The sequence below is a fragment of the Kitasatospora sp. NPDC004615 genome (assembly GCF_042873545.1).
Classification (GTDB): Bacteria; Actinomycetota; Actinomycetes; order Streptomycetales; family Streptomycetaceae; genus Kitasatospora.
On the sequence record NZ_JBIALQ010000001.1, the window covers coordinates 1,370,216 to 1,392,481 of the forward strand.

Annotated in this window: 16 protein-coding genes; 12 read left to right on the top strand and 4 right to left on the bottom strand. The window is 72.3% G+C overall.

Annotated features, from left to right (window positions below; genetic code table 11):
- The first annotated feature begins 24 nt into the window (after window positions 1-24).
- The 5 genes from ACFYS8_RS06105 to ACFYS8_RS06125 all read left to right on the top strand — a co-directional run bounded on the left by ACFYS8_RS06105 (window position 25) and on the right by ACFYS8_RS06125 (window position 9,181).
- Window positions 25-5,034 carry an amino acid adenylation domain-containing protein gene (locus ACFYS8_RS06105; protein WP_387636373.1) on the top strand — a complete coding sequence of 1,670 codons (5,010 nt, stop codon included), beginning with the start codon at window positions 25-27 and terminating at the stop codon, window positions 5,032-5,034.
- A gap of 79 nt (window positions 5,035-5,113) precedes the next feature.
- The gene (locus ACFYS8_RS06110) at window positions 5,114-6,409 is read left to right on the top strand and encodes an MFS transporter (protein ID WP_387636375.1); all 1,296 of its coding nucleotides are present in this window, start codon (window positions 5,114-5,116) and stop codon (window positions 6,407-6,409) included.
- Between the two features lie 13 nt (window positions 6,410-6,422).
- On the top strand, window positions 6,423-7,613 hold the full coding sequence (locus ACFYS8_RS06115; protein WP_387636378.1) for an ATP-grasp domain-containing protein: 1,191 nt from the start codon (window positions 6,423-6,425) through the stop codon (window positions 7,611-7,613).
- Between the two features lie 92 nt (window positions 7,614-7,705).
- Window positions 7,706-8,224, top strand: coding sequence for an isochorismatase family cysteine hydrolase (locus tag ACFYS8_RS06120; protein WP_387636380.1), 519 nt, complete (start codon window positions 7,706-7,708; stop codon window positions 8,222-8,224).
- A 318-nt stretch (window positions 8,225-8,542) separates the two neighbouring features.
- Window positions 8,543-9,181: a class I SAM-dependent methyltransferase gene (locus ACFYS8_RS06125; protein ID WP_387636383.1), complete on the top strand. Its 639-nt coding sequence runs from the start codon at window positions 8,543-8,545 to the stop codon at window positions 9,179-9,181.
- A 31-nt stretch (window positions 9,182-9,212) separates the two neighbouring features.
- On the opposite strand, the gene ACFYS8_RS06130 is transcribed toward ACFYS8_RS06125, so the two are convergent.
- The 3 genes from ACFYS8_RS06130 to cynR all read right to left on the bottom strand — a co-directional run bounded on the left by ACFYS8_RS06130 (window position 9,213) and on the right by cynR (window position 12,724).
- Window positions 9,213-10,193, bottom strand: a complete 981-nt coding sequence (locus tag ACFYS8_RS06130; protein WP_387636386.1) for an alpha/beta fold hydrolase — start codon at window positions 10,191-10,193, stop codon at window positions 9,213-9,215.
- Window positions 10,194-10,325: 132 nt separating this feature from the next.
- Window positions 10,326-11,624 carry a cation:proton antiporter gene (locus ACFYS8_RS06135; RefSeq protein WP_387636388.1) on the bottom strand — a complete coding sequence of 433 codons (1,299 nt, stop codon included), beginning with the start codon at window positions 11,622-11,624 and terminating at the stop codon, window positions 10,326-10,328.
- Window positions 11,625-11,815: 191 nt separating this feature from the next.
- Window positions 11,816-12,724, bottom strand: coding sequence for a transcriptional regulator CynR (gene cynR, locus ACFYS8_RS06140; protein WP_387636391.1), 909 nt, complete (start codon window positions 12,722-12,724; stop codon window positions 11,816-11,818).
- A gap of 356 nt (window positions 12,725-13,080) precedes the next feature.
- Between cynR and ACFYS8_RS06145 the strand changes: the two genes are divergently transcribed.
- The 6 genes from ACFYS8_RS06145 to ACFYS8_RS06170 all read left to right on the top strand — a co-directional run bounded on the left by ACFYS8_RS06145 (window position 13,081) and on the right by ACFYS8_RS06170 (window position 19,583).
- Window positions 13,081-14,079, top strand: a complete 999-nt coding sequence (locus ACFYS8_RS06145) for a zinc metalloprotease (protein ID WP_387636394.1) — start codon at window positions 13,081-13,083, stop codon at window positions 14,077-14,079.
- 222 nt (window positions 14,080-14,301) lie between these two features.
- On the top strand, window positions 14,302-14,892 hold the full coding sequence (locus ACFYS8_RS06150; RefSeq protein WP_387636396.1) for a hypothetical protein: 591 nt from the start codon (window positions 14,302-14,304) through the stop codon (window positions 14,890-14,892).
- Between the two features lie 120 nt (window positions 14,893-15,012).
- Window positions 15,013-16,161 (top strand): N-methyl-L-tryptophan oxidase, encoded by a 1,149-nt coding sequence (solA, locus tag ACFYS8_RS06155; RefSeq protein WP_387636399.1) that lies wholly within the window; start codon window positions 15,013-15,015, stop codon window positions 16,159-16,161.
- A gap of 38 nt (window positions 16,162-16,199) precedes the next feature.
- Window positions 16,200-16,970, top strand: a complete 771-nt coding sequence (locus ACFYS8_RS06160) for a class I SAM-dependent methyltransferase (RefSeq protein ID WP_387636401.1) — start codon at window positions 16,200-16,202, stop codon at window positions 16,968-16,970.
- Window positions 16,971-17,177: 207 nt separating this feature from the next.
- On the top strand, window positions 17,178-18,461 hold the full coding sequence (locus tag ACFYS8_RS06165; RefSeq protein ID WP_387636403.1) for a wax ester/triacylglycerol synthase domain-containing protein: 1,284 nt from the start codon (window positions 17,178-17,180) through the stop codon (window positions 18,459-18,461).
- Between the two features lie 51 nt (window positions 18,462-18,512).
- Window positions 18,513-19,583: an SDR family oxidoreductase gene (locus ACFYS8_RS06170; RefSeq protein WP_387636405.1), complete on the top strand. Its 1,071-nt coding sequence runs from the start codon at window positions 18,513-18,515 to the stop codon at window positions 19,581-19,583.
- Window positions 19,584-19,688: 105 nt separating this feature from the next.
- On the opposite strand, the gene ACFYS8_RS06175 is transcribed toward ACFYS8_RS06170, so the two are convergent.
- Window positions 19,689-20,621, bottom strand: coding sequence for a MerR family transcriptional regulator (locus tag ACFYS8_RS06175; protein WP_387636408.1), 933 nt, complete (start codon window positions 20,619-20,621; stop codon window positions 19,689-19,691).
- Between the two features lie 37 nt (window positions 20,622-20,658).
- On the opposite strand from ACFYS8_RS06175, the gene ACFYS8_RS06180 reads away from it, so the two are divergent.
- Window positions 20,659-22,176 carry an alpha/beta hydrolase gene (locus ACFYS8_RS06180; protein ID WP_387636410.1) on the top strand — a complete coding sequence of 506 codons (1,518 nt, stop codon included), beginning with the start codon at window positions 20,659-20,661 and terminating at the stop codon, window positions 22,174-22,176.
- The last annotated feature ends 90 nt before the right edge of the window (window positions 22,177-22,266 follow it).

Here is a 22,266-nt window from a genome sequence, read left to right on the forward strand (position 1 = left end):
GCTCCACACCCAGAGGAGAAGACCATGGCCCAGCACGAGACCTTCGGACAACGCAAGATCATCGCGGCGCAGCGCCCGCTGGCGACCGCCTACTGGAAGGGCCTGATCCGGCCCGGCCGGTACCGCTCCGCCTTCCCCGCCGACCTGCACCACGGCATGCCGGACGACGCGCCGCGGGTCACCGCCGACACCGCGCTCGGCGCCGAACTCGCCGCCGTGCTCGACCGGTTGACCAAGGGCAGCCCCGACGCGCTGCACACCCTGCTGACCGCCGGCGTCGCCGCCCTGCTGCACCGCTACGGCGCCGGCGAGGAGCTGACGCTGGCCCAGCCGTACCCGGCGGCCGACCACGAGCCGCTCGGCGACGCCCTGCCGCTGGACCTCGCGCTGGACGCGGACACCGACCTGCGCACCGCGCTGTCCCGCACCCGGGAGGCCGTGCTCGGCGCCCTGGAGCACCGCGACTACCCGCTCGACGTGCTCGCCGCGGAGGCCGGGCTGACCGCCCCGGCCGGCGACAACCCGCTGTTCGACGTGGTGGTCCGGCTGGCGGGCCTGCACGCCGCGGCCCCGGCCGCCGGCGTCCGCTTCGACGTCCGCCGCGAGGACGACGGCCTGTACCTGACCGTGGACTGCGACGGCCGCCGCTACGAGGCCGGCACCGCGCGGCGGCTCGGCGCCCACCTGGCGCTGCTGCTGGAGCGCTGGGCCGCCGCTCCGGAGACCCCGCTCGGCGACCTGTCGCTCTTCACCGGTCAGGACGCCGCCCGGCTCGCCGAGGCCAACGCCACCGACGCGCCGTTCGAGGACGGGCCGCGCCTGCACGAGCTGTTCGAGCGTCAGGTCCGGGCCACCCCGGACGCGCCGGCCGTCGTGCTGGACGGCGAGAGCGTCAGCTACGCCGAGTTCAACGCCCGCGCCAACCGGCTGGCCCGCACCCTGGTCGCGCGGGGCGTCGGCCCGGACACCGTCGTCCCGGTGGTCGCCGAACGCTCGGTGGAGATGCTCACCGCCGTGTACGCCGTGCTCAAGGCGGGCGGCGCCTACCTGCCGGTCGACCCGTCCTACCCGGCCGAGCGGGTCCACTACCTGCTGCGCGACAGCGGCGCCGCCCTCGTCCTCGCCCGCACCGCGCACCTGGGCCTGCTGCCCGACGGCACCGCGATCGTCGACCTCGACGACCCCTCCTCGTACGCGGACGCCGACGGCGACCTGGAGAGCTTCGGCACCGCCCGCGACCTCGCCTACGTGATCTACACCTCCGGCTCCACCGGCAACCCCAAGGGCGTCGCCGTCGAACACCGCTCGGCCGTCAACCGGATCGGCTGGATGCAGCGCGCCTACCCGATCGCCCCCGGCGACGTGGTGCTGCAGAAGACCTCGATCTCCTTCGACGTCTCGGTGTGGGAGCTGTTCTGGTGGGGCCAGCGGGGCGCCGCCGTCTGCCTGCTCGCCCCCGGCGGCGAGAAGGACCCGGAGACGATCATCCGCACCGTCGAACGGCACCGGGTCAGCACCCTGCACTTCGTGCCGTCGATGCTCGCGGTCTTCCTCGACTACGCGCACGGCACCGGCGCGACCGGCGCCCTCGCCACCCTGCGGCAGGCCTTCGCCAGCGGCGAGGCGCTCCCGCCGCACCTGGCCGCCCGGTTCGCCGAGGTGCTGCCCGGCAGCCGGCTGATCAACCTGTACGGGCCGACCGAGGCCACCGTCGACGTCACCCACCACGAGGTGCACGGCCGTCCCCACCGCGTCCCGATCGGCGCGCCGATCGACAACACCCGCCTGCACGTCGTCGACCACAAGCTGCGCCCGCAGCCGATCGGCCTGCCCGGCGAGCTGTGCCTCGCCGGCACCGGCCTGGCCCGCGGCTACCTGCACCGGCCGGAGCTGACGGCGGAGAAGTTCGTCGAGCGGCCCTTCGACGGCGAGGAGCGGGTCTACCGCACCGGCGACCTGGCCCGCTGGCTGCCCGACGGCACCGTCGAGTACCTGGGCCGGATCGACAACCAGGTCAAGATCCGCGGCTTCCGGATCGAGCCCGGCGAGATCGAGGAGCAGCTGCGCCGCCACCCCGCCGTCACCGAGGCCGTGGTGGTCCCGCACCGCGGCGCGGACGGGCAGCTCCAGCTGCACGGCTACGCGGTCGCCCCGGCCGGCGGCCCCGACGAGCGCGAACTGAAGGAGCACCTGCGGGCCGCGCTGCCCGAACACCTCGTCCCGGCCCGCGTGGTGCGCCTGGACGCGCTGCCCGTCACCCCGAACGGCAAGCTCGACCGGCGCGCCCTGCCGCTGCCCGCGGACACCTTCACCGGGCCGGAGTACACCGCGCCGAGCGGCGCCACCGAGCAGCGGCTGGCCGGGATCTGGGGCGAGGTGCTGGGCCTGGAGCGGGTCGGCGCGCACGACTCGTTCTTCGCGCTCGGCGGCAACTCGATCCACTTCGTCAGCGTGCTGGCCCGCAGCCGCCGGCACGGGCTGGAGTTCACCTTCCAGGAGTTCTTCCAGCACCCGACCGTCGCCGAACTGGCCGCCCTGCTCGACCGGGAGGGCGCCGAACGCACCGGCGAGAGCCAGGAGTTCGCACCCCTCTCGCTGATCTCCGAGGCCGACCGGGCGCTGCTGCCCGCCGACGCCCAGGACGCCTACCCGATGTCGATGCTTCAGGCCGGCCTGATCTTCCAGAGCGAGATCACCCGCGGCACCGCGCAGTACCACGACATCATCAGCTACCTGATCACCAGCCCGTTCGACGCCGGGCTGTTCGCCGAGGCGGTGCGGATCCTGGTCGAGCAGGCGCCGATCCTGCGCACCACCTTCCACCTGACCGGCTTCTCCGAGTCGCTGCAGATCGTCCGCTCCGAGGTGCCGCTGCCGCTGACCATCACCGACCTGCGCGGACGCACCCCCGACGCCCAGCAGTTCTGGTACGAGCAGTGGGTGAAGGAGGAGCGCGGCCGGCGCTTCCGCTGGGAGGAGCCGGGCCTGATCAGCCTGCACGTCCAGGTGCTGCGCGACGACCTGTACCGGTACAACATCAGCCTGCACAACTCGGCGCTGGACGGCTGGAGCATCAACCTCGTCCACACCCGGCTGTTCGACATCTACTACCGGCTGCGCGACGGCCGCCCGATGCCCGAGGCGCCCGGCGACCACCTGCGCAACCACGTCGGCCTGGAGCTGCGCGCGCTGAACTCCCCGGCCGCGCGTGAGTTCTGGGCGGGCATGCTGGACGGCGCGGAGAGCACCGCGGTGCCGCGCCCGGCCGTGCCGGACAGCGAGGAGTTCGCGGTCGGCATCCGCCCGGTGCCGATCCCGGCCGAACTGTCGGCCCGGATCGTCCGCCTCGCCGACCAGCTCGGCGTCCCCGTGAAGAACGTGCTGCTCGCCGCCCACCTGCGGGTGCTCGGCCTGCTGGCCGGCCGCACCGACGTGCTGACCGGCTACGAGCACAGCGGGCGACCGGAGTTGGAGGGCGCCGACCGCTCGATCGGCATGTTCCTCAACACCGTGCCGTTCCGTATCGAGTTGTCCGGCGGCAGCTGGGCCGAGCTGATCCGCTCGGTCTACCGGGCCGAAATCGACCTGCTGCCGCACCGGCGCTACCCGATGGCGCGGATGAAGCAGGACGCCGGCGCCCACCGGCCGCTGTTCGAGACGGTCTTCAACTTCACCCACTTCTACCTGCTGAAGGAGCTGAAGAAGCTCCCCGAGTTCGCGCTGCTGGACGTGCAGGTGCAGGCGGAGACCGAGTTCGTGCTGCGGGCCGAGTTCTCCCGGCACTTCTTCGAGGACAACGTGCGGCTCAGCCTGCACCACCACGCCGACGTGCTGAACAGCGAGCAGATCGACCGGATGGGCGGCTACTACCTCACCGTCCTCGACCTGATGACCGCCGACCCCGACGGCCCGTCCGTCACCCCGGAGCTGGCCCTCGCCCCCGAGGACCGCGAACTCCTGCCCCCGGACGCGGAGTTGGAGGCCCCCGCGCCGGCCACCGCACCCACCACCGGCGGCCCGTCCGCCGTGCAGCGCCGGATCGCCGAGGCCTGGTCGCAGGTGCTGGGCGTGCCCGCCTCGCGGATCGGCGCCGGGGACGACTTCTTCGAACTCGGCGGCAACTCACTGGCCGCGCTGCGGGTCGGCATGCTGCTCGACGGCACCGTCTCGCTGGTCGACGTGATGCGCTACCCCGTCCTCGGCGACCTGGCCGCCGCCGCCGAACGCTCCGCCGAACAGAACGACGAGCAGCCCGGCCACCTCCAGCCGCTCACGGTGCCCGACGGCACCCCCGACGCGACGCTGATCTGCTTCCCGTACGCGGCTGGCAACGCGGCCAACTTCGTCCCGCTGGCCCGCGAACTCGCCGCCCTGGACGACCGGATCGCGGTGTACGCCGTCGAACTGCCCGGCCACGACCTGCACCGCTCCGACGAACCGTGCCTGGACGCCGCCGCCACCGGCCGCCTGGTCGCCGAGGAGATCACCCGGCACATCGACGGCCCGGTCCTGCTGTGGGGCCACTGCGGCGGCGCCTCGGTCGCCGTGGAGACCGCCCGGGAGCTGGAGCGCCGCGAGGCCGACCTGCGCCACCTGGTCATCGGCGCCAAGCTGCTCAACCCCGTCGAGGACATCCACGAGGCGATCGGCATCCTGCACGGCATGTCCGACCAGGACATCGTCGACTGGCTGATCGAGCGCACCGGCTACAGCATCGACGACGGCCTGGCCATGGACCGCGCCCGCACCATCGCCACCCTGTTCCGGCACGACGTCGAATCCAGCCACCGCTACCTGCTCGCGGTGCGCGAGCAGACCGGCACCCCGCTGCGGGCGCCGCTGACCTTCGTGGTCGCCCAGGACGACCAGACCACCGTCGAGTACCCGCAGTACCACCAGGACTGGAAGCTCGTCGCCCCCGACCTGCGGCTGTGCGAACTCGACTCCGGCGGCCACTACTTCATCCGCACCAGGGCCGCCGACGCGGCCCGGATCGTCCGCGAGGCCTGGCAGCAGGCCGCGCCCACCGGCTGATCACCCCGCACCCCGGGCCGGTGCGGCACCCCGCCGCACCGGCCCCACCGCCCGACCCCTTTGAGATGAGAGATCCCCGATGAAGTCCTACCTGTCCGTCCTGCGCCTGCGGGACTACCGACTGCTGTGGTCGGCCTCCGTGCTCAACCTGCTCGGCGACGGCGCCACCTGGACGGCACTGTCCTGGCTGGCCATCTCCAAGGCCGGCGCGGGCGCGCTCGGTGTGCTCGCCATCTGCTACACCATGCCGGTCATCGTCGGCGGCGCCTTCGTCGGCCCGCTGCTCGACCGCTTCTCCCGCAAGTTCGTACTGATCGGCGACTCGGTGCTGCGCGGCGTCATCGTGGCCGGCGTCCCGCTGATCGCGCTCTTCGGCGACGTGCCGCTGTGGCAGCTGTACGCGGTGGCGGGCACCTACGGCCTGCTGAAGATCGTGCCGCTCGGCGCGGTGCCCACCATCGTGCCCGAGCTGGTCCCCAAGGAGCAGCTGCAGCCCGCCGCGGCGCTGGAGACCATCGCGTATGGCGCGGCCGGCTTCGCCGGTCCGGCGCTCGGCGGTGTGCTCATCCCGGTGATCGGCGGCGAGGCGGTGCTCGCCCTGGACGCGGCCAGCTACCTGCTCTTCGCGCTGGCCATCTGGGCGATCCGCGCCCCGCTCTCCCGTCCCGAACCCGCCGCCCCGGCCGCCCCCACCGCCACCGGGAAGAAGCCCAAGTCCGGAAACTGGGGCTGGGGCCCGGTGTTCGCCCTGCTCAAGCAGGACAAGGTGCTGCTGAGCATCACCGTCGGCTTCGCCCTGTTCAACTGCGCGATGGGCATGCTGCGCGTCACCAACCCGTGGCTCGCCCACAACGCGCTGCCCGGCGGCGCCGAGACCCTCGGCCTGCTGCTCGCCGCCGCCAACGGCGCCGGCCTGATCGGCTCGCTGATCGCCGGCGCGCTCAAGCCCTCCGACAAGCAGATGGGCCGGATCGGCCTGCTGCAGATCTTCGCCGGCGCCTCGCTCGGCCTGCTGCTGATCCTCAACCTGCCGGTGATTCTGATCGGCCTGGTCCTGTCCGACCTGCTCTCCGCGCCGATGACGGTCTCCTCGCAGGTGGTGCGGATGGTCCGCATCCCGGCGGAGGTCCGCGGCCGCACCATGACCTTCATGCGCACCCTGATGAACAGCACCAGCCCCGCCGGTGCCGCGCTCGCCGCCGCGCTCCTCGCCGGCAACATCTACCGCCCGACCGTGGTGATCATGACGCTGGTCGCCGCCGTCCCCGGCCTGTTCATGTGGCTGGCCTACCGGAAGACCTCCTTCTCCGAGGAGCTCGGCCTGAACAAGTCCGAGGAACCCGCCGCCGAACCCGCCCCCGCCCCCGCGCGCTGAGAGGACACCGACCATGCCCAAACTGCTGCTGGTCGGGGTCGGTGAACTCGGCCTGCCCTACCTGATCGCCGCCAAGCGGCTGCGGGCCTCCGTCGGCCTGGTGGAGACACCCGGCCGGGCGGCCCTGCTGCGCGACCTGGTCGACGAGGTCTTCCCGGTCGCCGGGACGGCCGAGGAACAGTGGTCCGAGGCCGCCCTCGGCGCCGCCGCCCGCTGGTCCCCTGACGGGGTGCTGGCGCTCGGCGAACCGCAGGTGCTGGCCGCGGCGCTCACCGCCGGGCGGCACGGCCTGCCCGGGCCGTCGCTGGGCGCCGCGGTGGTCTCCCGCAACAAGGCGCTCCAGCGGGCGGTCTTCGCCGCGGCCGGGCTCCCGCAACCCGCCTCCACCGTCACCGAACGGCTCGGCGCCGCCGCCGATTGGGCCGCCGAACGGCTGCCCGTCGTCGTCAAACCGCTCTCCTCGTCCGGCAGTTCCGGCGTCGAGCTGGTCCCGGACGCCGCCGCCTGGGCGGACGCGGTGCGACGCCGCGACGGCGAGGGCCGGCTGCTGGTCGAATCCGCCGTCACCGGACCGGAGTTCAGCTGGGAGGGCCTGGTCCGGGACGGGCAGGTGCTGCTCGGCAACGTCACCGAGAAGGAGACCGGCCCCGCGCCGTACTTCGTCGAGGTGGCGCACCGGGTCGGCACCGCCGCCCCCGCCACCGTGGCGGCCGGTCAACAACTCGGCCGCCAGGTCGTCGAGGCGCTCGGCATGCGCACCGGCATCGTCCACCTCGAATTCCGGCTCACCGCCGACGGCCCCGCCATCATCGAGGTCGCCGTCCGCACCCCCGGCGACTCGATCATGGACGCCGTCGGCCTGGTGCACGGCCTCGACCTGTACGAGGCCGTGGTCCGGCTCGCCCTCGGCCTGCCCACCCCGGCGGTCGAACGCGCCCGCCAACTCCGTTGCAGCGCAAGCCTGTTCCCCACCGCCACGCCCGGCCGGGTGGTCGCCGTCCACGGCGCCGCCGACCTGCGCGGCCGCCCCGGCGTCGCCCGCGTCCACGTGGGCGTCCGCCCCGGTGACACCGTCGGCCCGATCCGCTGCTCGGCCGACCGCCCCGCCGCCGTCCTGGTCGAGGCCGCCGACCCCGAATCCCTGGAGAAGGCCGTCGCCGACGTCCGCGCCACCCTCCTCGTCGAAACGGAGCCCACCCCCTGACACCCCGTTGGCGGGGCCGGTCCCGGACCCCGGCCCCGCTCCCTTCTCCCCTCGCGGCACGCGGGTGCGCCGGCACTCGCTAGAGTCACCCCGTGACTACTCAAGGACGCCTCGCCCTGATGCTCATCGACCTCCAAACCCGCATCGTCGACCTGGAGTTCAAGCCGCGCAGCGGCCGCGAGGTGGTGGCGACCGCGCGCACCCTCGCCGACGCCTACCGCACCGCCGGCGTCCCCGTCGTCGTGGTCCAGGTGCACCGCCCGGGCATCCCCGAGCAGCCCCCGGGCAGCGAACTGGTCGACGGCGTCCTCGCCGAGGGCGACCTGCTGTTCACCAAGCAGGCCATCGGCGCCTTCCACAGCGGCGAACTCGACACCCACCTGCGCGAGCGCGGCATCGACACCCTCGTCCTGGCCGGCCTGGTCACCAACATGGGTGTCGAATCCACCGCCCGCGCCGCCGTCGACCACGGCTACAAGGTCCACTTCGTCGAGGACGCCATGGCCGCCCTCACCGCCGAGGAACACGACCACGCCTTCCGCCACACCTTCCCCCGCTTCGGCACCATCACCACCGCCACCGAAGCCGCCACCCTCGCTCAGCCCTCCTGACCCACCGCCGGCACCGGCCCCGCCGCGGTGGACACGGGCGGCGCGGCCGGATCGGCGGGGGCCGGCCGTCGTTCCTCCGGTTCCGCCGCCCGGTGGGGGTTCGCGTAGGTGCCGCCAGGCGACTCCCCCACCGCGGGCCGCTCCGCTGCGGCAGGGCGGCCACGTGCACGGTCGGGATCCCGCTCGATCCCGACCGTGCGAGGAAGCCCCCGATGCGCCTGCCGGCCCTGACGACGACCGCCGTCGGCGCCCGGAACTGATCGCCGGCCGTTCACTGCCCCTGACCGGCAGCTTCGTCATCGCCGTAGGATGCGGACCATGGACAGCACCACCCCGGCACACGACGAGCCCATACCGACGGCGACGCGGCGAACCCGCTGGCAGGAGGCGGGAAACAGCGGAAACTTCGGCAAGCGGTTCGCCGAGCTCGTCTCCACCGGCGAGGACATCGACGGCGAGGCCCGACTCGCCGACACGCTCCTGCCGCGCGGCGCCCGGGTGCTCGACGCCGGGGCCGGCATGGGCCGGGTCACCGCGGCCCTGCTGCGGCGCGGGCACGACGTGGTCGCGATCGAGCCCGACGAGGCACTGGTCCGGCAGGCCCGGGAGACCTACCCCGGGCTGCCGATCCAGGAGCGCGACATCCTCGACCTCCGCCCCGACGACGGCCCGTTCGACCTGGTCGTCTGCGTCGGCAACGTCATGCTCTACCTGGCCGAGGACACCGAACGCGAGGCCCTGCGCGCCATGCGCGCCGTCCTCGCCGAGAACGGCCGCATCCTGGTCGGCTTCCACCTCCAGGACGCCCCGGCGCACGCCCGCACCTACACCCCGGCCGAGTTCGAGGCGGACCTGACGGCCGCCGGCCTGCGCGCCGACCTGCGGGCGGGCACCTACCAGCTGCACCCCGCGAACGACGCCTATGCCGTCTGGATCCTGAGCCGCGCCCAGGACTGACCCCGCTCCAGGCCTCCCGTCGCGGGCCGCTTCAGGAGGGCAGGGACTCCAGCCAGTCGACCAGCAGCCGGTTGACCTCGGCGGGGCGTTCCTGCTGGATCCAGTGCCCGCAGCCGTCGAGGACGTGACAGGAGAGCAGGCCCGGCAGGGTCTCCGGGTATGCCGCGATCGCATCGGCCATCCAGGTGGTGGAGGCGTCCAGGCCGCCGCCGGCGAACAGCGACGGCTGGGTGATGGCGACACCGTCGAAGGCGGCGAGGTCCTCCCAGTCGCGGTCCATGTTCCGGTAGCGCGCCAACCCGCCGCTCATACCGGTTCGTTCGAACTCTCCGGCGTACACGTCGAGGTCCTCCGCGCTGAGCCAGGCAGGCCGCCGCCCGACCGGGAACCGGTCCCGCAGCCGGCCGCCCCGGACCACGAAATGCGGGTCGGGCGCGTCGGCCGCGGGCATCGTGTCGGCGGACAGCGCTGCGTAGAAGCCCGCGAGCCAGCCGCGCACGTCCGGTTCGATCTCGGCCTCCGCCCGGCCCGGCTCCTGGAAGTAGGAGATGTAGAACTCCTCGTCGCCGCCCATCCGCCCGAAGATCTCGCTCGGCCTCGGCCCGCCCCGCGGGCGGTAGGGCACGCTCAGCAGCCCCACCGCGCGGAAGACGTCCGGCCTGGCCAGAGCGGAGTTCGCGGCGATGACCGAGCCCCAGTCGTGGCCGACGACCACCGCCCGCTCCTCACCCAGGGCGTGCACCACGGCGACGTTGTCCTCGACCAGGTCGGGCATCCGGTACCCGTCGATCTCCCCGGGCCTGCTGGAACGCCCGTACCCACGGACATCGACGGCGACCGCCCGGTACCCGGCCGCAGCCAGCGCCGGCAACTGGTGACGCCAGGAGTACCAGGACTCCGGAAACCCGTGCACCAGCAGAACCAGCGGCCCGGTGCCCTGCTCCACCAGGTGGATCCGGCCGGCGGGCGAGGAGACCAACCGATGGGTGACGCCTGCGGTCCCTGCTGACATGAAACCTCCCGAGATCCCGGCCCACTGCGCGCCGGATCCGTCGCCCGACGGATCAACCCCGATGGTGCTGCGCACAGTTGACGGCGAACAAGCCGTGTTGCCACTTCGGCAAACCGCCCGGGCAGACACGGTTCACGCCCTGTGGGCGTCGTCGGTACCCACGGAACCGCCGACGGCGACCTGCTGGTGGGGCAGGACGGCGGTGCCGGCTGCCGCTTCGGTCGAACGGGTGAGGCGCCGGATGATCGGGTTGACGGGCAGGGTCGCGGAAACGGCGGCGACGAGCAGGATCGTGAAGAGCCGGTCGCCGATGATGCCGAGGTCGCGGCCGATCGTCAGGATGAGGACCTCGCCGAGGCCCTTGGTGTTGAGCAGTACGCCCACGGCCACCGCCTCGCGGCGCGGCACGCCGACCAGCCGGGCGCCGATCCGGACACCGGCGAACTTGCCGCCCCAGATGACGGCCAGGACCACCAGAGCCGCCGCCAGGCCCGCGAAGCCGAGTCCGCCGAGGTCCACGGACAGGCCGGTGAGCGCGAAGAACACCGGCACCAGCAGCGCCCCGGCGTTGCGCAGTGGCGCCTCGACGGCCTGCCGCAACCCCTGCGCGGCGTCGCGCGGCATGACGAGCCCGAAGGCGAACGCGCCGACCGCCGGGTGAACGCCGAGGAAGGAGGCGGTCCAGGCGGACAGCAGGACCCCGCTGCCGAGGGCCAGCAGGGCGAGCGACGGGTGCCCACCGCCGGCCGGGCGGCGGAGCAGTCGTCGCAGCAGCGGGCGGACCAGGAACGCCATCCCCGCCGAGTAGCAGGCGAGTTCGACGAGGGCGAGAACGAGGTGGCTCGCGCCGTCGCCGTGCGCCGCGGGGGCGAGGCAGGCGACGGCGCACCACACGGCGAGGTCGGTGAGCGCCCCGCAGGCCGCGGCCATCGCGCCGGTCCGGGTGGCCTGGAGCCGGTTCTCCCCCACGATGCGCGCCATCACCGACAGCGCGGTGGCCGACAGGACGATGCTCAGGAACACCGTCAGCAGCACCGGGGAACCGGCCCCACCGACGAGGTGCGGCCGGCCGGCCGTGAGGGCGGCCGCCAGGGCCGCCGCGCAGGCGAGGGGGACCGCGACCGAGGTGACGGTGACGGCCAGCACGACGCGGATCCGCCCGTGCAGCTGCTTCAGGTCGAGCTCCCACCCGGCGGCGAACAGCGTGAAGACGATGCCCAGTTGGGCGATCCCCAGGAGGTGCACCCGGGCCTCGGGCGGGAACAGCAGGTGCGGAAGGTCGCCCGGGAACAGCCCGAGGACGCTCGGACCGAGGATCACCCCCACCGCGATCTCACCGACCACCACCGGCTGGCGCAGCCGGGTGCGCAGCGGCGACAGGAGCAGTCCGATCAGCAGGATGACCGCGACATCGGCCATCGCGGTCGTCAAGGAGCCGTCCAAGAGCGTGCGCCTTCCTGGGAGTTGGCGTGGCGTCCTGTGCGTTATCGGCACGGCCGGTTCGTCGGCGTAGCGTTCCTCCCGTGCCGCAGCAGCACGACCGCCCGGCCCGCGCCCCGGCGCCACACCTTGCGCCCCTCGCGCACCTCCTCTTCAACTCCCCCTCCGCCTGGGCCGCTCGCTCACTGGGGCAGCGTGTACCCCCGGCTGCGGACGAGGTCGCGGGTGATGCGGGTGAAGGCGTGGGCGGCGACGCTCTGATAGGCGCCCTCGCGGTGCAGCAGGGTGACGGTGCGGGTGGGCAGGGGCGGGTCGAGGGGGACGGGGGCGAGGTGGGGGTGGTCGTGGGTGAGGGCGTCGGGGAGGACGGTGACCAGGTCGGTCCGTCGAACGATCTCGGTGAGCGCCTGGATGGAGTTGGCCTCGACCGAGATGCGCGGGGTGCTGCGATGGCGCGCGAAGTACTCGTCGATGTGCCCTCGGGTGGCGAAGTCGCCGGTGAGCAGCGCGAGTTGCTTGTCCTTGAGGGCCTTGACCGGTAGCGGGTCGGGCATGGCGCGGGCCCGTTCGGTGCCGGCCACCAGGGCGAGCGTCTCGGTGAACAGCGGCGTGCCGGCCAGGCCGGGGAGGTGGTCGCCGGCGAAGGCGATGCCGAGGTCGAGGTCGTCGGCGAGCAGGGCCGCCTCGATGCGGTCCTGGGTGGCCTCGGTCAGCGTGAGGTCGATACCGGGATGGCGGCTGTGCAGCTCGGCCGCGAGCGGGCCGACCAGGTACGCGGTGAACGTCGGCGTGACGCCGAGGCGCAGGTGGCCGCGGCTGAGGTCCTGCACGTCGTGGACGGCGCGTTCGGCGGCGGCCAGGTCGCGCAGCGCGCGCCGGGCGCGATCGGTGTAGACGGCGCCCGCGTCGGTGAGCCGCACGGTGCGGCCGCTGCGGTCCAGCAGCTGAACGCCGAGGGTCTTCTCCAGCTGCTTGATCTGCTGGGAGAGCGTGGGCTGCGAGATGTGCAGTTCTTCGGCGGCGCGGGTGAAGTTGCCCTGCTCGGCGACGGCGAGCAGGTAGCGCAGGTGACGCAGTTCGACTTGAGCCATGGGCACCACCATAGGTACCACCAATTGCTTCTGTCGCTAACGCCTCCAGGGCGCTATGCACGCTGGTCATGCCGGATCTCACAAGCGGGGAGGCGAAGGCTCGTCGGTGAGGGTCGGCGCACCCGGCGGCGGACCGCCGGTTTTCGGACAGCCGGGGGTCGGCGCCGCGCCCGCGCGCGCGACGGGAAATCCCCCGTGTGCGACCGGGGCGAGCCGCTCAAACTCTCGAACTTTGTCCGATTCGTCGTCAGAATCTCGAGGCCGGAACACGCCTGACGCGGACATGCCCCTTTGCGTAGCCTTGACCCCCGGCGGCCCCCTCGACCGCCGTCCCCCACAACTCCCCAGGAGCGCAGATGCGTCGTTCCGTTCGCGTCCCCTCGCGTACCGTCGGCAGGATCCTCGGCGCCGCAGCACTGGTCGCAGGCGTCGGCCTCGCTCAGTTCGCCGCCCCTTCCACGGCCACCACCGCGCAGGCCGCGGCCTCCACCGAGTGCGCCGGTGCGGCGACCAACGACGACGCCGCGGCCCGCAAGCCCGCCGGCAACACCACCGGCCACGACCCCAACGCCGTCACCGACGCGCAGGTCAAGACGATGGAGGCGGACCTCAACGCCCGCGTCGCCGAGCTGGCTGCCTCCGGCCAGGGCGGCGCCCTGCTCGCCCCGGGCGTGACGGCGGCCACCACCATCCCGGTGTACATGCACGTCGTCCACTCCGGGACCACCGGCAAGCTGTCGGCCACCACCATCGCCAAGCAGATCGACGTCCTCAACGCGGCCTACAGCGGCCAGGGCGCGGGCAACACCCCCAGCCAGTTCCAGTTCCAGCTGGTCTCCACCGACTACACCGACAACGCGACCTGGTACAACGGCGTCGCGCCGGGCTCCACCGCCGAGAGCGCGATGAAGAACGCGCTGCGCAAGGGCGGCGCAGGCGCCCTCAACCTGTACAGCGCCAGTCTCGGACAGTCACTGCTCGGCTGGGCGACGTTCCCGAGCAGCTACAAGTCCAACCCGAAGGACGACGGCGTGGTCATCCTCGACACCTCGTTCCCCGGCGGCTCGGCCACCAACTACAACGAGGGCGACACCGCCACCCACGAGGTCGGCCACTGGCTCGGCCTCTACCACACCTTCCAGGGCGGCTGCGGCGGCCAGGGCGACTACGTCGCCGACACCCCGGCCGAGAAGAGCGCCGCCTTCCAGTGCCCGACCGGCCGGGACACCTGCACCGCCACCGGCGTCGACCCGATCCACAACTTCATGGACTACACCTACGACTCCTGCATGACGCAGTTCACCCCCGGCCAGGTCGCCCGCATGGCCAGCTCCTGGGCCGCCTACCGGATCTGACACCCACCGCCCCGACACCGGCGGGTACGTGGCGACACCGCCACGCACCCGCCGGCACGCATGTTCCCGGACACACCCACAGCGTTCTTCGCCGCCGGGCGCATCGACCTCCTCGGGGCGGTCAACTCCCTTGCCCCACTGTCTTGTTGGCCCTCTGGTGGAACCGGCCCGGGCCGGGCACCATGGGGGCCGGTGGACGGGGTGGATCGCAGGGGGACTGCAATGCTCCAGTACTTGAGCGTGTCGGCGTCCGAACCTAACTGGCTGATCTCCGCGGCGGTCGGAGCCGTTCTCGGCGCCCTGGTGGTACCCGCGGCAAACCTCGCGCTGTACCCGGCCCGCAGGCTGCAGGCCCATCCGATGGCCGGCCATTGGTATTCCTACCATTTCAGCTACCTCTCGGGGCAGCCGGTGCTGCGCTACGGGACGATCGTTATCCGGACGGGCGTCAGGACCCGGCACGTGATCGAGCGGCACAGTTCGGCGAGTCCGATCGGCCCCGATCTCGCACTGACCCCACCGGTGCTCAGCTATCGCGGTGGGTCTCTGATCGACGAAGCGGATCATATTGTCATGACCTTTTCCGGGAAAACCCATCGCGAAACCCTGGTGTACAGGTTTCTCAGTCGCATCCCGTCGAACGCGAGTGTCATCCCCGGCGTCTGGATGGCTTACGACCATGATTTGAACCCCGCTGCGGGCGCGGCTATCATCAGCCGCGAACCGTTGGCCGACTCGGACATCAGACGCCTTCTCGAATCCTGGGTGGTCAGCGAGGGATTCGCCCTGCACCTCCGGAAATCCCCCCGCTGAGAGTTCCACCCGCAGCAGCTCGGCCCGCTACCCGACATTCATGAAATCCCTGAAATTCATGCAATGTCCGGTCCCGACCGGTTCGGAGAATTCCGACACACGAGTGTGGAGCTGTCGAATATGACCAATTCGGTGGATGCGGACGTGATCGTCGTCGGACTCGGCGCGATGGGCAGCCAGGCCCTCTGGCAGCTCGCCCGGCGCGGGGTCGGGGCCATCGGCATCGAGCAGTTCACGCCGGGACACGACCGGGGTGCCAGCCACGGCGAGTCCCGCATCATCCGCACCGCCTACGCCGAGGGCACCGCGTACGTCCCGCTGGTGAAGCGGGCCTGGAAGCTCTGGCAGGAACTCGAGCAGACGTCCGGCCGGAGCCTGCTCGACCGGACAGGCGGCCTGATGATCGGACCGGCCGACTCCTCGGTGATCGCCGGGCCGCTGGCCTCGGCCAAGGCGCACGATCTCAAGTACGACCTGCTGTCCGCCGACGACCTGCGGCGGGACTTCCCGCAGTACCTGGTCACCGACGATCTTCGGGGCTTCTACGAAGAGGAAGCCGGGGTGCTGCGGCCCGAACTCGCGGTCACGGCGGCCGTGGACGCGGCCGTGGCGAGCGGGGCCGAGGTGTTCGACGGGACGGCCGTCCGGGAGATCGTCCCCGACCCGAGCCGCCCGCGGGTGGTGCTCGACGACCACGAACTGACGGCGCGCCACGTGGTGGTGGCGGCGGGCGGCTGGCTGCGGCAGCTGCTGCCGAGCACCGCAGGACTGATCACCGTCGAACGCAGGGTGATGGGCTGGTTCCGCGCCCAGGACCCCGCGGCATTCGCCCCCGCCCGGTTCCCGGTCTTCGTCCGCTGCGACTCCAGCGGCGACCACAACTGCTACGGCTTCCCGTCCACCGACGGCGCCACCGTCAAGGTCGGCCTGCACACCTGGCCCGGCATCTACGAGCCCACCGACCCCGCTGCCGGCCACCGCCCGCCCGACCAGCAGGACGCCGAGCGCTTCGCGGACGCGATCCGCGGCACCCTGCTCGACGTGGACCCGTACCCGGTCCGGATGACCTCCTGCATGTACTCCCTCACCCCGGACCATCACTTCCTGCTCGGCCCCCGCCGCGAACTGCCCGGCCTCACCCTGCTGGGCGGGTTCTCCGGACACGGCTTCAAGTTCGCCACCGTGATCGGCGAGATCGCCGCCGACTTCGCCTGCGACGGCTCCACCCGGCTGCCCGTCGCCCAGTTCGACCCGCACCGCTTCGCCTGACACCGACCCGAGCGCCGCACCGAGAGGGGCCGCCGTCCGTGTTCTCCGACGCCGAGTACAGCGAGCACGTGGCGGCCGCCTACGACGACGGGCAGCACCTGCCGCCGCACACCATGCGGCAGTGGGTCGACCTGTTCGTCCGGCACGCCGGCCACCCCGGCCCCCGGACGGTGCTCGACCTCGGCTGCGGAACCGGCCGGTTCACCCCACTGCTCGCCGAGGCGTTCGACGCCCTGGTGGTCGGCGTCGAACCGTCCGAACCGATGTTGACCGTCGCCCGGGCCGGCCGCTCCCACCCCCGCGTCGACTACCGCGGAGGAAACGCCGAGAGCATTCCACTGCCTGACGCCTCCTGCGACCTGACGCTGATTTTCCAGGTCGTCCAGCATTTCTCCGACCCCGCCCGGGCCGCCGCCGAGACCGCCCGCGTCACCCGGCCGGGCGGGCGCGTCCTGATCCACGGGTTCTTCGCCGGACGGGGATACCGGCGGGCCCACTCCGCGTACTTCCCGAGCGCCCACGGAATCGAGGAATCCCGCCTTCCCGGAATGGCGGAGACCATCGGCCATTTCACTGCCGCGGGCCTCCGACCCGGCGGAACCCACCGTTGGGAAATGGACCTCGCCACCAGTCGAAAAGCCTATTACGAACGGCTGAGTCACCGCGCACTCTCGATATTCCAGTACCTCTCCGAATCGGAGATCGAATCCGGCCTGAGCACCCTGCGCGCCGAGGCCGACTCCGAAACCGTCCCCCGCCCGGTGCCGCAGCCCGCCGAACTCCTGGTCCTGCACAAGCCGCACAGCTGACGAAGCCACCGGTAGCGGTCGATCAGGCCCGGCTGCCGGCCCGCCGTCGTCGACCGCACCGGAGTCCGCGAACTGCGCGACCAACTGGACCGCGCCTTCGCCCGCGCCGCCGGCGGCGGCACCCTGCGCCGCTGGATCGACCGATAAATCACTCGATAGCGTGATCGGCTTGGCATTTGTCATGCCATCAGGGCAGGATCTCGACCGGTGCGCGACGACGGCCATTCCTCCCATCGCACAAGCAGAGAGTCCAGGGTCACCATGACAATGCCGCGGCAACGGCGCGCGCGACGTATCGGCCCGGTCGATCAAGTGTTCCTGGATCTGTCCCCCGCCCTGATCGGCGGATTCATTCTGGACTTCACCGGCAGTCTTCCGGACACGGCCGCTCTGCGTGAGCAAATCCACGAACAGGCATCGAAACTCCCCACCCTCGCCCTCACCTGCCCGGCTTCGGCGAAATCGAAATGGTGGCGCACCGCAACTCCGGCTGAATCGATCACCTTTTCCGTCCGCCCGGACATCTCCGACGAGGACGCCCTTCGGATCGCGGTCACCGAACTCTTCGACCGCCCGTTCCCGTCCGCACCGGCCCCGCAGTGGGACATTCACTTCCTTTCTGGATACAGCACGCACCGGTTCACGGTGATCTATCGCGCGAATCATGCCCTCCAGGACGGGGTCGGCATCGTCCAGCACCTCCAGGCCCTGCTGGGCGATCCGCACGGCGAACCCGTGGGGCTCCGTCCCCGACGCCGGGCGACCGCCCGCGCGGTGATCAACATCGCCAGGGACGTCAGCGCCACCCGGGAGAGCCCGAGGACGGAAGCGGTCGAGGGCTCCCCGGCCCCGCTGCAGTGGCACTTCAGGGACATCGAACGGCCACTCCTCGCGGCCGCCGCGAGGAGCCGGGGCGTCACGGAGAACGACCTGTGCCTCGCCACCCTCGCCCGCGCCGTACGGGCCGTCGGCCTGCGCCATACGACGCTGCTCGTCCCGATGTCGATCCGGCGCCCTTCCGAGCGGTACACGCCCGGCAATTTCACAGCCGGATATCTCCTCAGAATTCCGCCCGGAACTCCGCTCTCGCCACAGGACGCACTCCAAAGCATCCGCGAACAGACGAGCAACGCCCGCCGCACGAACGAACGGGACACCCGACGCGCCGTTCTCTCCCTCCTGCCGAATGCACTCGCCAAGAGAGCGGCCCGGCCGGTCATCGTGAACATCGGGCTGACCGCGAGTTCCGTCTCCCTCCCGCACCTGGAAATCGGAGGCGCCTGCCTGACCGGCGCTTCCGTCGCGCACTCCGCTCCTTCCTCGCTCGCGCTCGACGCCTACGTGTCGTTCACCACGACCGGAACAACCGTCCGATGCTCGGTCTTCCATCGGAAGAAGCTGCCGGGCGAACTCCTGGTCGAGACATTCCGCAACCTCTTCCTCGAAATGCATCAGCACGAACCGAGTCCCGAATTACGCCTCGGCACGTGACGGCGCAAAGCCGTGACAACGAACGAAAACGAAAGAAGTGGAGCACCCTTCATGCGACCCGTCGCCCTGGTCACCGGGATCTCAGGAGTCCTCGGCTCGGCCGTGATTCCGGCCATGGCCCAGTCGTTCGACATCGTGGCCCTGACCGGACGCCGCCCGGTCGACCTGCCGTGCCGACAGGTCGGCATCGACCTTCGGGCTCCACAGCTGGGTCTGGACACCCCCACCTTCAAGGAACTCGCCCAACAGGCCGACGTGATCGTCCACTTGGCCGGCAACGTCCGCTACACGGCGTCCGCCGACGACCTGCACGCGGTCAACGAGGGCGGCGCGGCGGAGATGGTCGCACTCGCCGAGACGGCCGGCAGCCCGCTGCTCTACGCCTCGACGGCCTTCGCCGGGCGTCACACGCAGGCCGCCAGGGAGGACACGGTCGGCGCGGTGTGCTCCTCACGGCCGTCCGCCTACCACCGGTCGAAGGCCGCCGCCGACGACCGGATCCGGTCCTGCACGCAGCCCTGGTCGATCATCCGCCCCTCGATCATCATGGGCGACTCCCCGGACGGGGCGATGCCCGAGCTGCAGAACATGCACCGGATCATGATGTTCATCGCCTCCGGACTGCCCGCCGTCTTCGGCCGGCCCGAACAGCGGGTGGACATGGTCCCGCGCGACCACGTGGCGGCAGCCGTCAACGCACTGGCCCGCCTGGCCGTGGAAGGGTCGCCGCTCCCCCGCGAGTACTGGGCCACGGCCGGCCCGTCCGCCCTCACCGTCGCCGAGTGGATCGACGCCCTCGGCGCCACGATGACCGCCGCCGGTCTGCCGTTCCAACGCCCCGCCCTCCTGGACCCGTTCACCACCGAGCTGACGGCCTACCCGCAATGGGAGACCACCCGCCGGTCCGTGCGCCGGGCGCTCGGCAACCTCTACGTCAGCGCGCTCGCACTCGGCGACGGCGAGAGCTTCCCGGCCTCCACACTGCCCGCGAGCCACCGGGTACCGGAGATCGACAAGGCGGCCGCCCGCTCCCTCTTCGCGAACGACATGGTGTGGCTGCTGCAGAAGCACGTCGTCCCCGGCCCCCGGAAGCACGCCGCCAGCCCGAACCCGGTGGCATAGGCACGGTCAAACCGCCGGACGACCGGCGGGACCGTACAAGGCAGCGCCCACCCCGCCCCGCGACTCCCACGGGGCGGACACACCATCACCCCCGGCCGCCCGCCGTCAGTTCGCGGCGAGTTGCGCCGCCAGCGCGGAGCTGAGCCAGGTGTTCGCGGCGCCGAGAGTGGGGCCCGGGGTCAGTTCGCCCGCGAGTGCCCAGTAGCGGCGCATGGCGGGGTGGTCGCCCACCGCCAGGTGACGGCCGAGTTCGCGGCGGTAGTCGAGGGTGTCGCGGCGGTCGTTCGCCCGGGCGTGGGCGGTGACGAAGCAGTCCAGGGCCTCGCCCGGGGCGGGGCCGCGACCGGCGAGCAGGGCGGGCGCGGCAAGGTCGTAGGCCTCGCGCAGGCCGTCGTAGAGCATGTCCGGCCGTGGCGGCGAGGGCCGGTGTTCCGCGAGGCACGCGTCGTTCATGGCCGCGGTCAGTTCGTGCAGCCGGGCGAAGGCCAGCACGTGTGCCGGCGAGGGTTGCTCCGGCAGCGGCGGCACCGCCGCCTCCACGATGGCGGCCACCAGCCGGGCGGGGAGCCGCACCGGCAGCAGCCCGCGCCAGTAGCGGGCCAGGGTCTCCGTGCTGGGAGGTGTGCCGAGCGCGCCGACCAGACGCAGGAGTTCGGCGCGCTCCGCGGCCGCGGCCTCGTGCAGCAGCCGCAGTGCCGCCTCCCGCCAGCGCAGCGCGGCAAGTTCGGCACCGAGGCTGTCCAGCTGCCTGGCCACGACGGCCTCGAGACCATCGTCGAAGCCGTCCCCGTCCCCGTCCTCGCCCGTCTCCTTCTCGACCACACGGGCGATTTCCGGCAGCGGCACGTCCAGCGCGCGCAGCGAGCGGATCAGCCGCAACCGCTCCAGCGCCTGCGGGACGTAACGGCGGTGTCCGCCGCCGCTGCGGCCGGCCTCGGGGAGCAGGCCCTGCTCCGAGTAGAAACGCACTGCCTTCACGCTCACCCGGGCGCGCTCGGCGAGCTCACCGATGGTCAACAGATCGTGCGGCAGCACCACTTGAACCTCCCGTTAGGGGAGTTCCTACCGTACCCGCATGCGAAGCGATCATGAGATTCGGACCGCGTTCATCCTGGCCTCCGGCCCGTTCACGGGCGGGCCGCTGTGGGACCGGGTGGGCGAGAAACTGCGCGAGGCGGGCGCCGAGGTGCACGCCGCGACACTGACGGGCACGGGCGGCGGCACGGCGCCCGCAGGCGGGACGGGCCTGGAGACCCACATCGCCGACGTGGTGCGGCTGATCGACGGGGTCACCGCACCGAAGGTGGTGCTCGTCGGCCACGACTACGCCATCCACCCGGTGCTCGGCGCGGCGCAGCACCGCGTGGAGCGGGTCACCCGGATCGTCTACCTGGACTCCGGGCTGCCGCAGGACGGCGACCTTCCCCTCGCCCTTGTGCCCGACACCGACGTGCAGGCGCTGCTGCGCGAGCAGCCGGACGCGACCGTACCCGCGCCCGCGCCCGACCAGTGGCAGAGGTGGGGCAACACGACCGGCCTGTCGCCGGCCGACCTGGAGCGGCTGTCCTCGCTCGCCGCCCCGCAGCCGGGCCGGACGCTGACCGAGCCGCTGCGGCTGACCGGCGCGCTGAAAGACGTGCCGACCAGCGGCATCCTGTGCACGGCGAGCGGGTTCACCATCGAGGCCGTGCAGCAACTGGTGACGTCGGGCATGCCGCAGTTCCAGTCCCTCGCCGAGCCGGGCGTGGGCTTCTTCGAACTGGCGACGGGCCACTGGCCGATGCTCTCCCGCCCCGACGAGCTGGCCACGACCCTGCTGCGCGCCGCCGCCGGAGAGGGCCACCGGCTCACCCCGGCGAACATCACGCCGTTCCATGAGCGTCCGTTCCTGCTCGACGCACCGGTGGCGGCACGGGAACGCACCGGGCGTCTGGACCTCCACCTGCCCGACCCGGCCGACGACGACGGCCCCCGCCCGGCGATCCTCTTCGTGCACGGCGGCCCGCTACCGCGCGACATGGTGCCCGAGCCCCGCGACTGGCCGCTCTACGTCGGCTACGCCCGGCTCGCGGCGAGCCAGGGCGTGATCGGCGCGGTCGTCGCCCACCGGCTCCACGCGACGTCCGACTACCCGACGGCCGCGGCGGACATCGCCGAGGCACTGCGCGTACTGCGGGCGGATCCGCGCGTCGACGCGGACCGGATCGCCCTGTGGACCTTCTCCGGCGGCGGCCTACTGATGTCCGACCACCTGGCCGCTCCTCCGCCCTGGCTGCGCTGCGTCGCCGCCACCTACCCGGTCCTGGCCCCACTGACCGGCTGGATCGGCGTCGACCCGCGCTTCGCCCCTGCCGCAGTGCTGCCGAAGGCAGGCCGACTGCCGGTCGTGCTGACCCGGGTGGGGCTCGAGGCACCGGAGATCGCCGCGACAGTCACCGCGTTCCTGGCAGCCGCCGACGAGTGCGGCGCGGCACTGGAACTCGTGGACGTACCGCACGCGATGCACGGCTTCGACGTGCACGACCCCACGGACGAGACCCGGGAGGCCGTACGGCACGCACTGTCCGCCGTCCTCACACACCTCCACGCCTGACCGAACGCCCGCGTTGAGCGGTGTGGGCGGGAACGGGGGATCCGTGTCCGACTTCCACATCCGCACGGCAGGCCTGCACATCCGCACGGC

Excerpts from the sequence above, each read along its gene's own strand:
- cynR (WP_387636391.1), bottom strand. The coding sequence starts at position 12,724 with ATGGCTCAAGTCGAACTGCGTCACCTGCGCTACCTGCTCGCCGTCGCC.
- solA (WP_387636399.1), top strand. The coding sequence starts at position 15,013 with ATGACCAATTCGGTGGATGCGGACGTGATCGTCGTCGGACTCGGCGCG.
- ACFYS8_RS06170 (WP_387636405.1), top strand. The coding sequence starts at position 18,513 with ATGCGACCCGTCGCCCTGGTCACCGGGATCTCAGGAGTCCTCGGCTCG.
- ACFYS8_RS06110 (WP_387636375.1), top strand. The coding sequence starts at position 5,114 with ATGAAGTCCTACCTGTCCGTCCTGCGCCTGCGGGACTACCGACTGCTG.
- ACFYS8_RS06145 (WP_387636394.1), top strand. The coding sequence starts at position 13,081 with ATGCGTCGTTCCGTTCGCGTCCCCTCGCGTACCGTCGGCAGGATCCTC.
- ACFYS8_RS06130 (WP_387636386.1), bottom strand. The coding sequence starts at position 10,193 with ATGTCAGCAGGGACCGCAGGCGTCACCCATCGGTTGGTCTCCTCGCCC.
- ACFYS8_RS06125 (WP_387636383.1), top strand. The coding sequence starts at position 8,543 with ATGGACAGCACCACCCCGGCACACGACGAGCCCATACCGACGGCGACG.
- ACFYS8_RS06105 (WP_387636373.1), top strand. The coding sequence starts at position 25 with ATGGCCCAGCACGAGACCTTCGGACAACGCAAGATCATCGCGGCGCAG.
- ACFYS8_RS06180 (WP_387636410.1), top strand. The coding sequence starts at position 20,659 with ATGCGAAGCGATCATGAGATTCGGACCGCGTTCATCCTGGCCTCCGGC.
- ACFYS8_RS06115 (WP_387636378.1), top strand. The coding sequence starts at position 6,423 with ATGCCCAAACTGCTGCTGGTCGGGGTCGGTGAACTCGGCCTGCCCTAC.
- ACFYS8_RS06150 (WP_387636396.1), top strand. The coding sequence starts at position 14,302 with ATGCTCCAGTACTTGAGCGTGTCGGCGTCCGAACCTAACTGGCTGATC.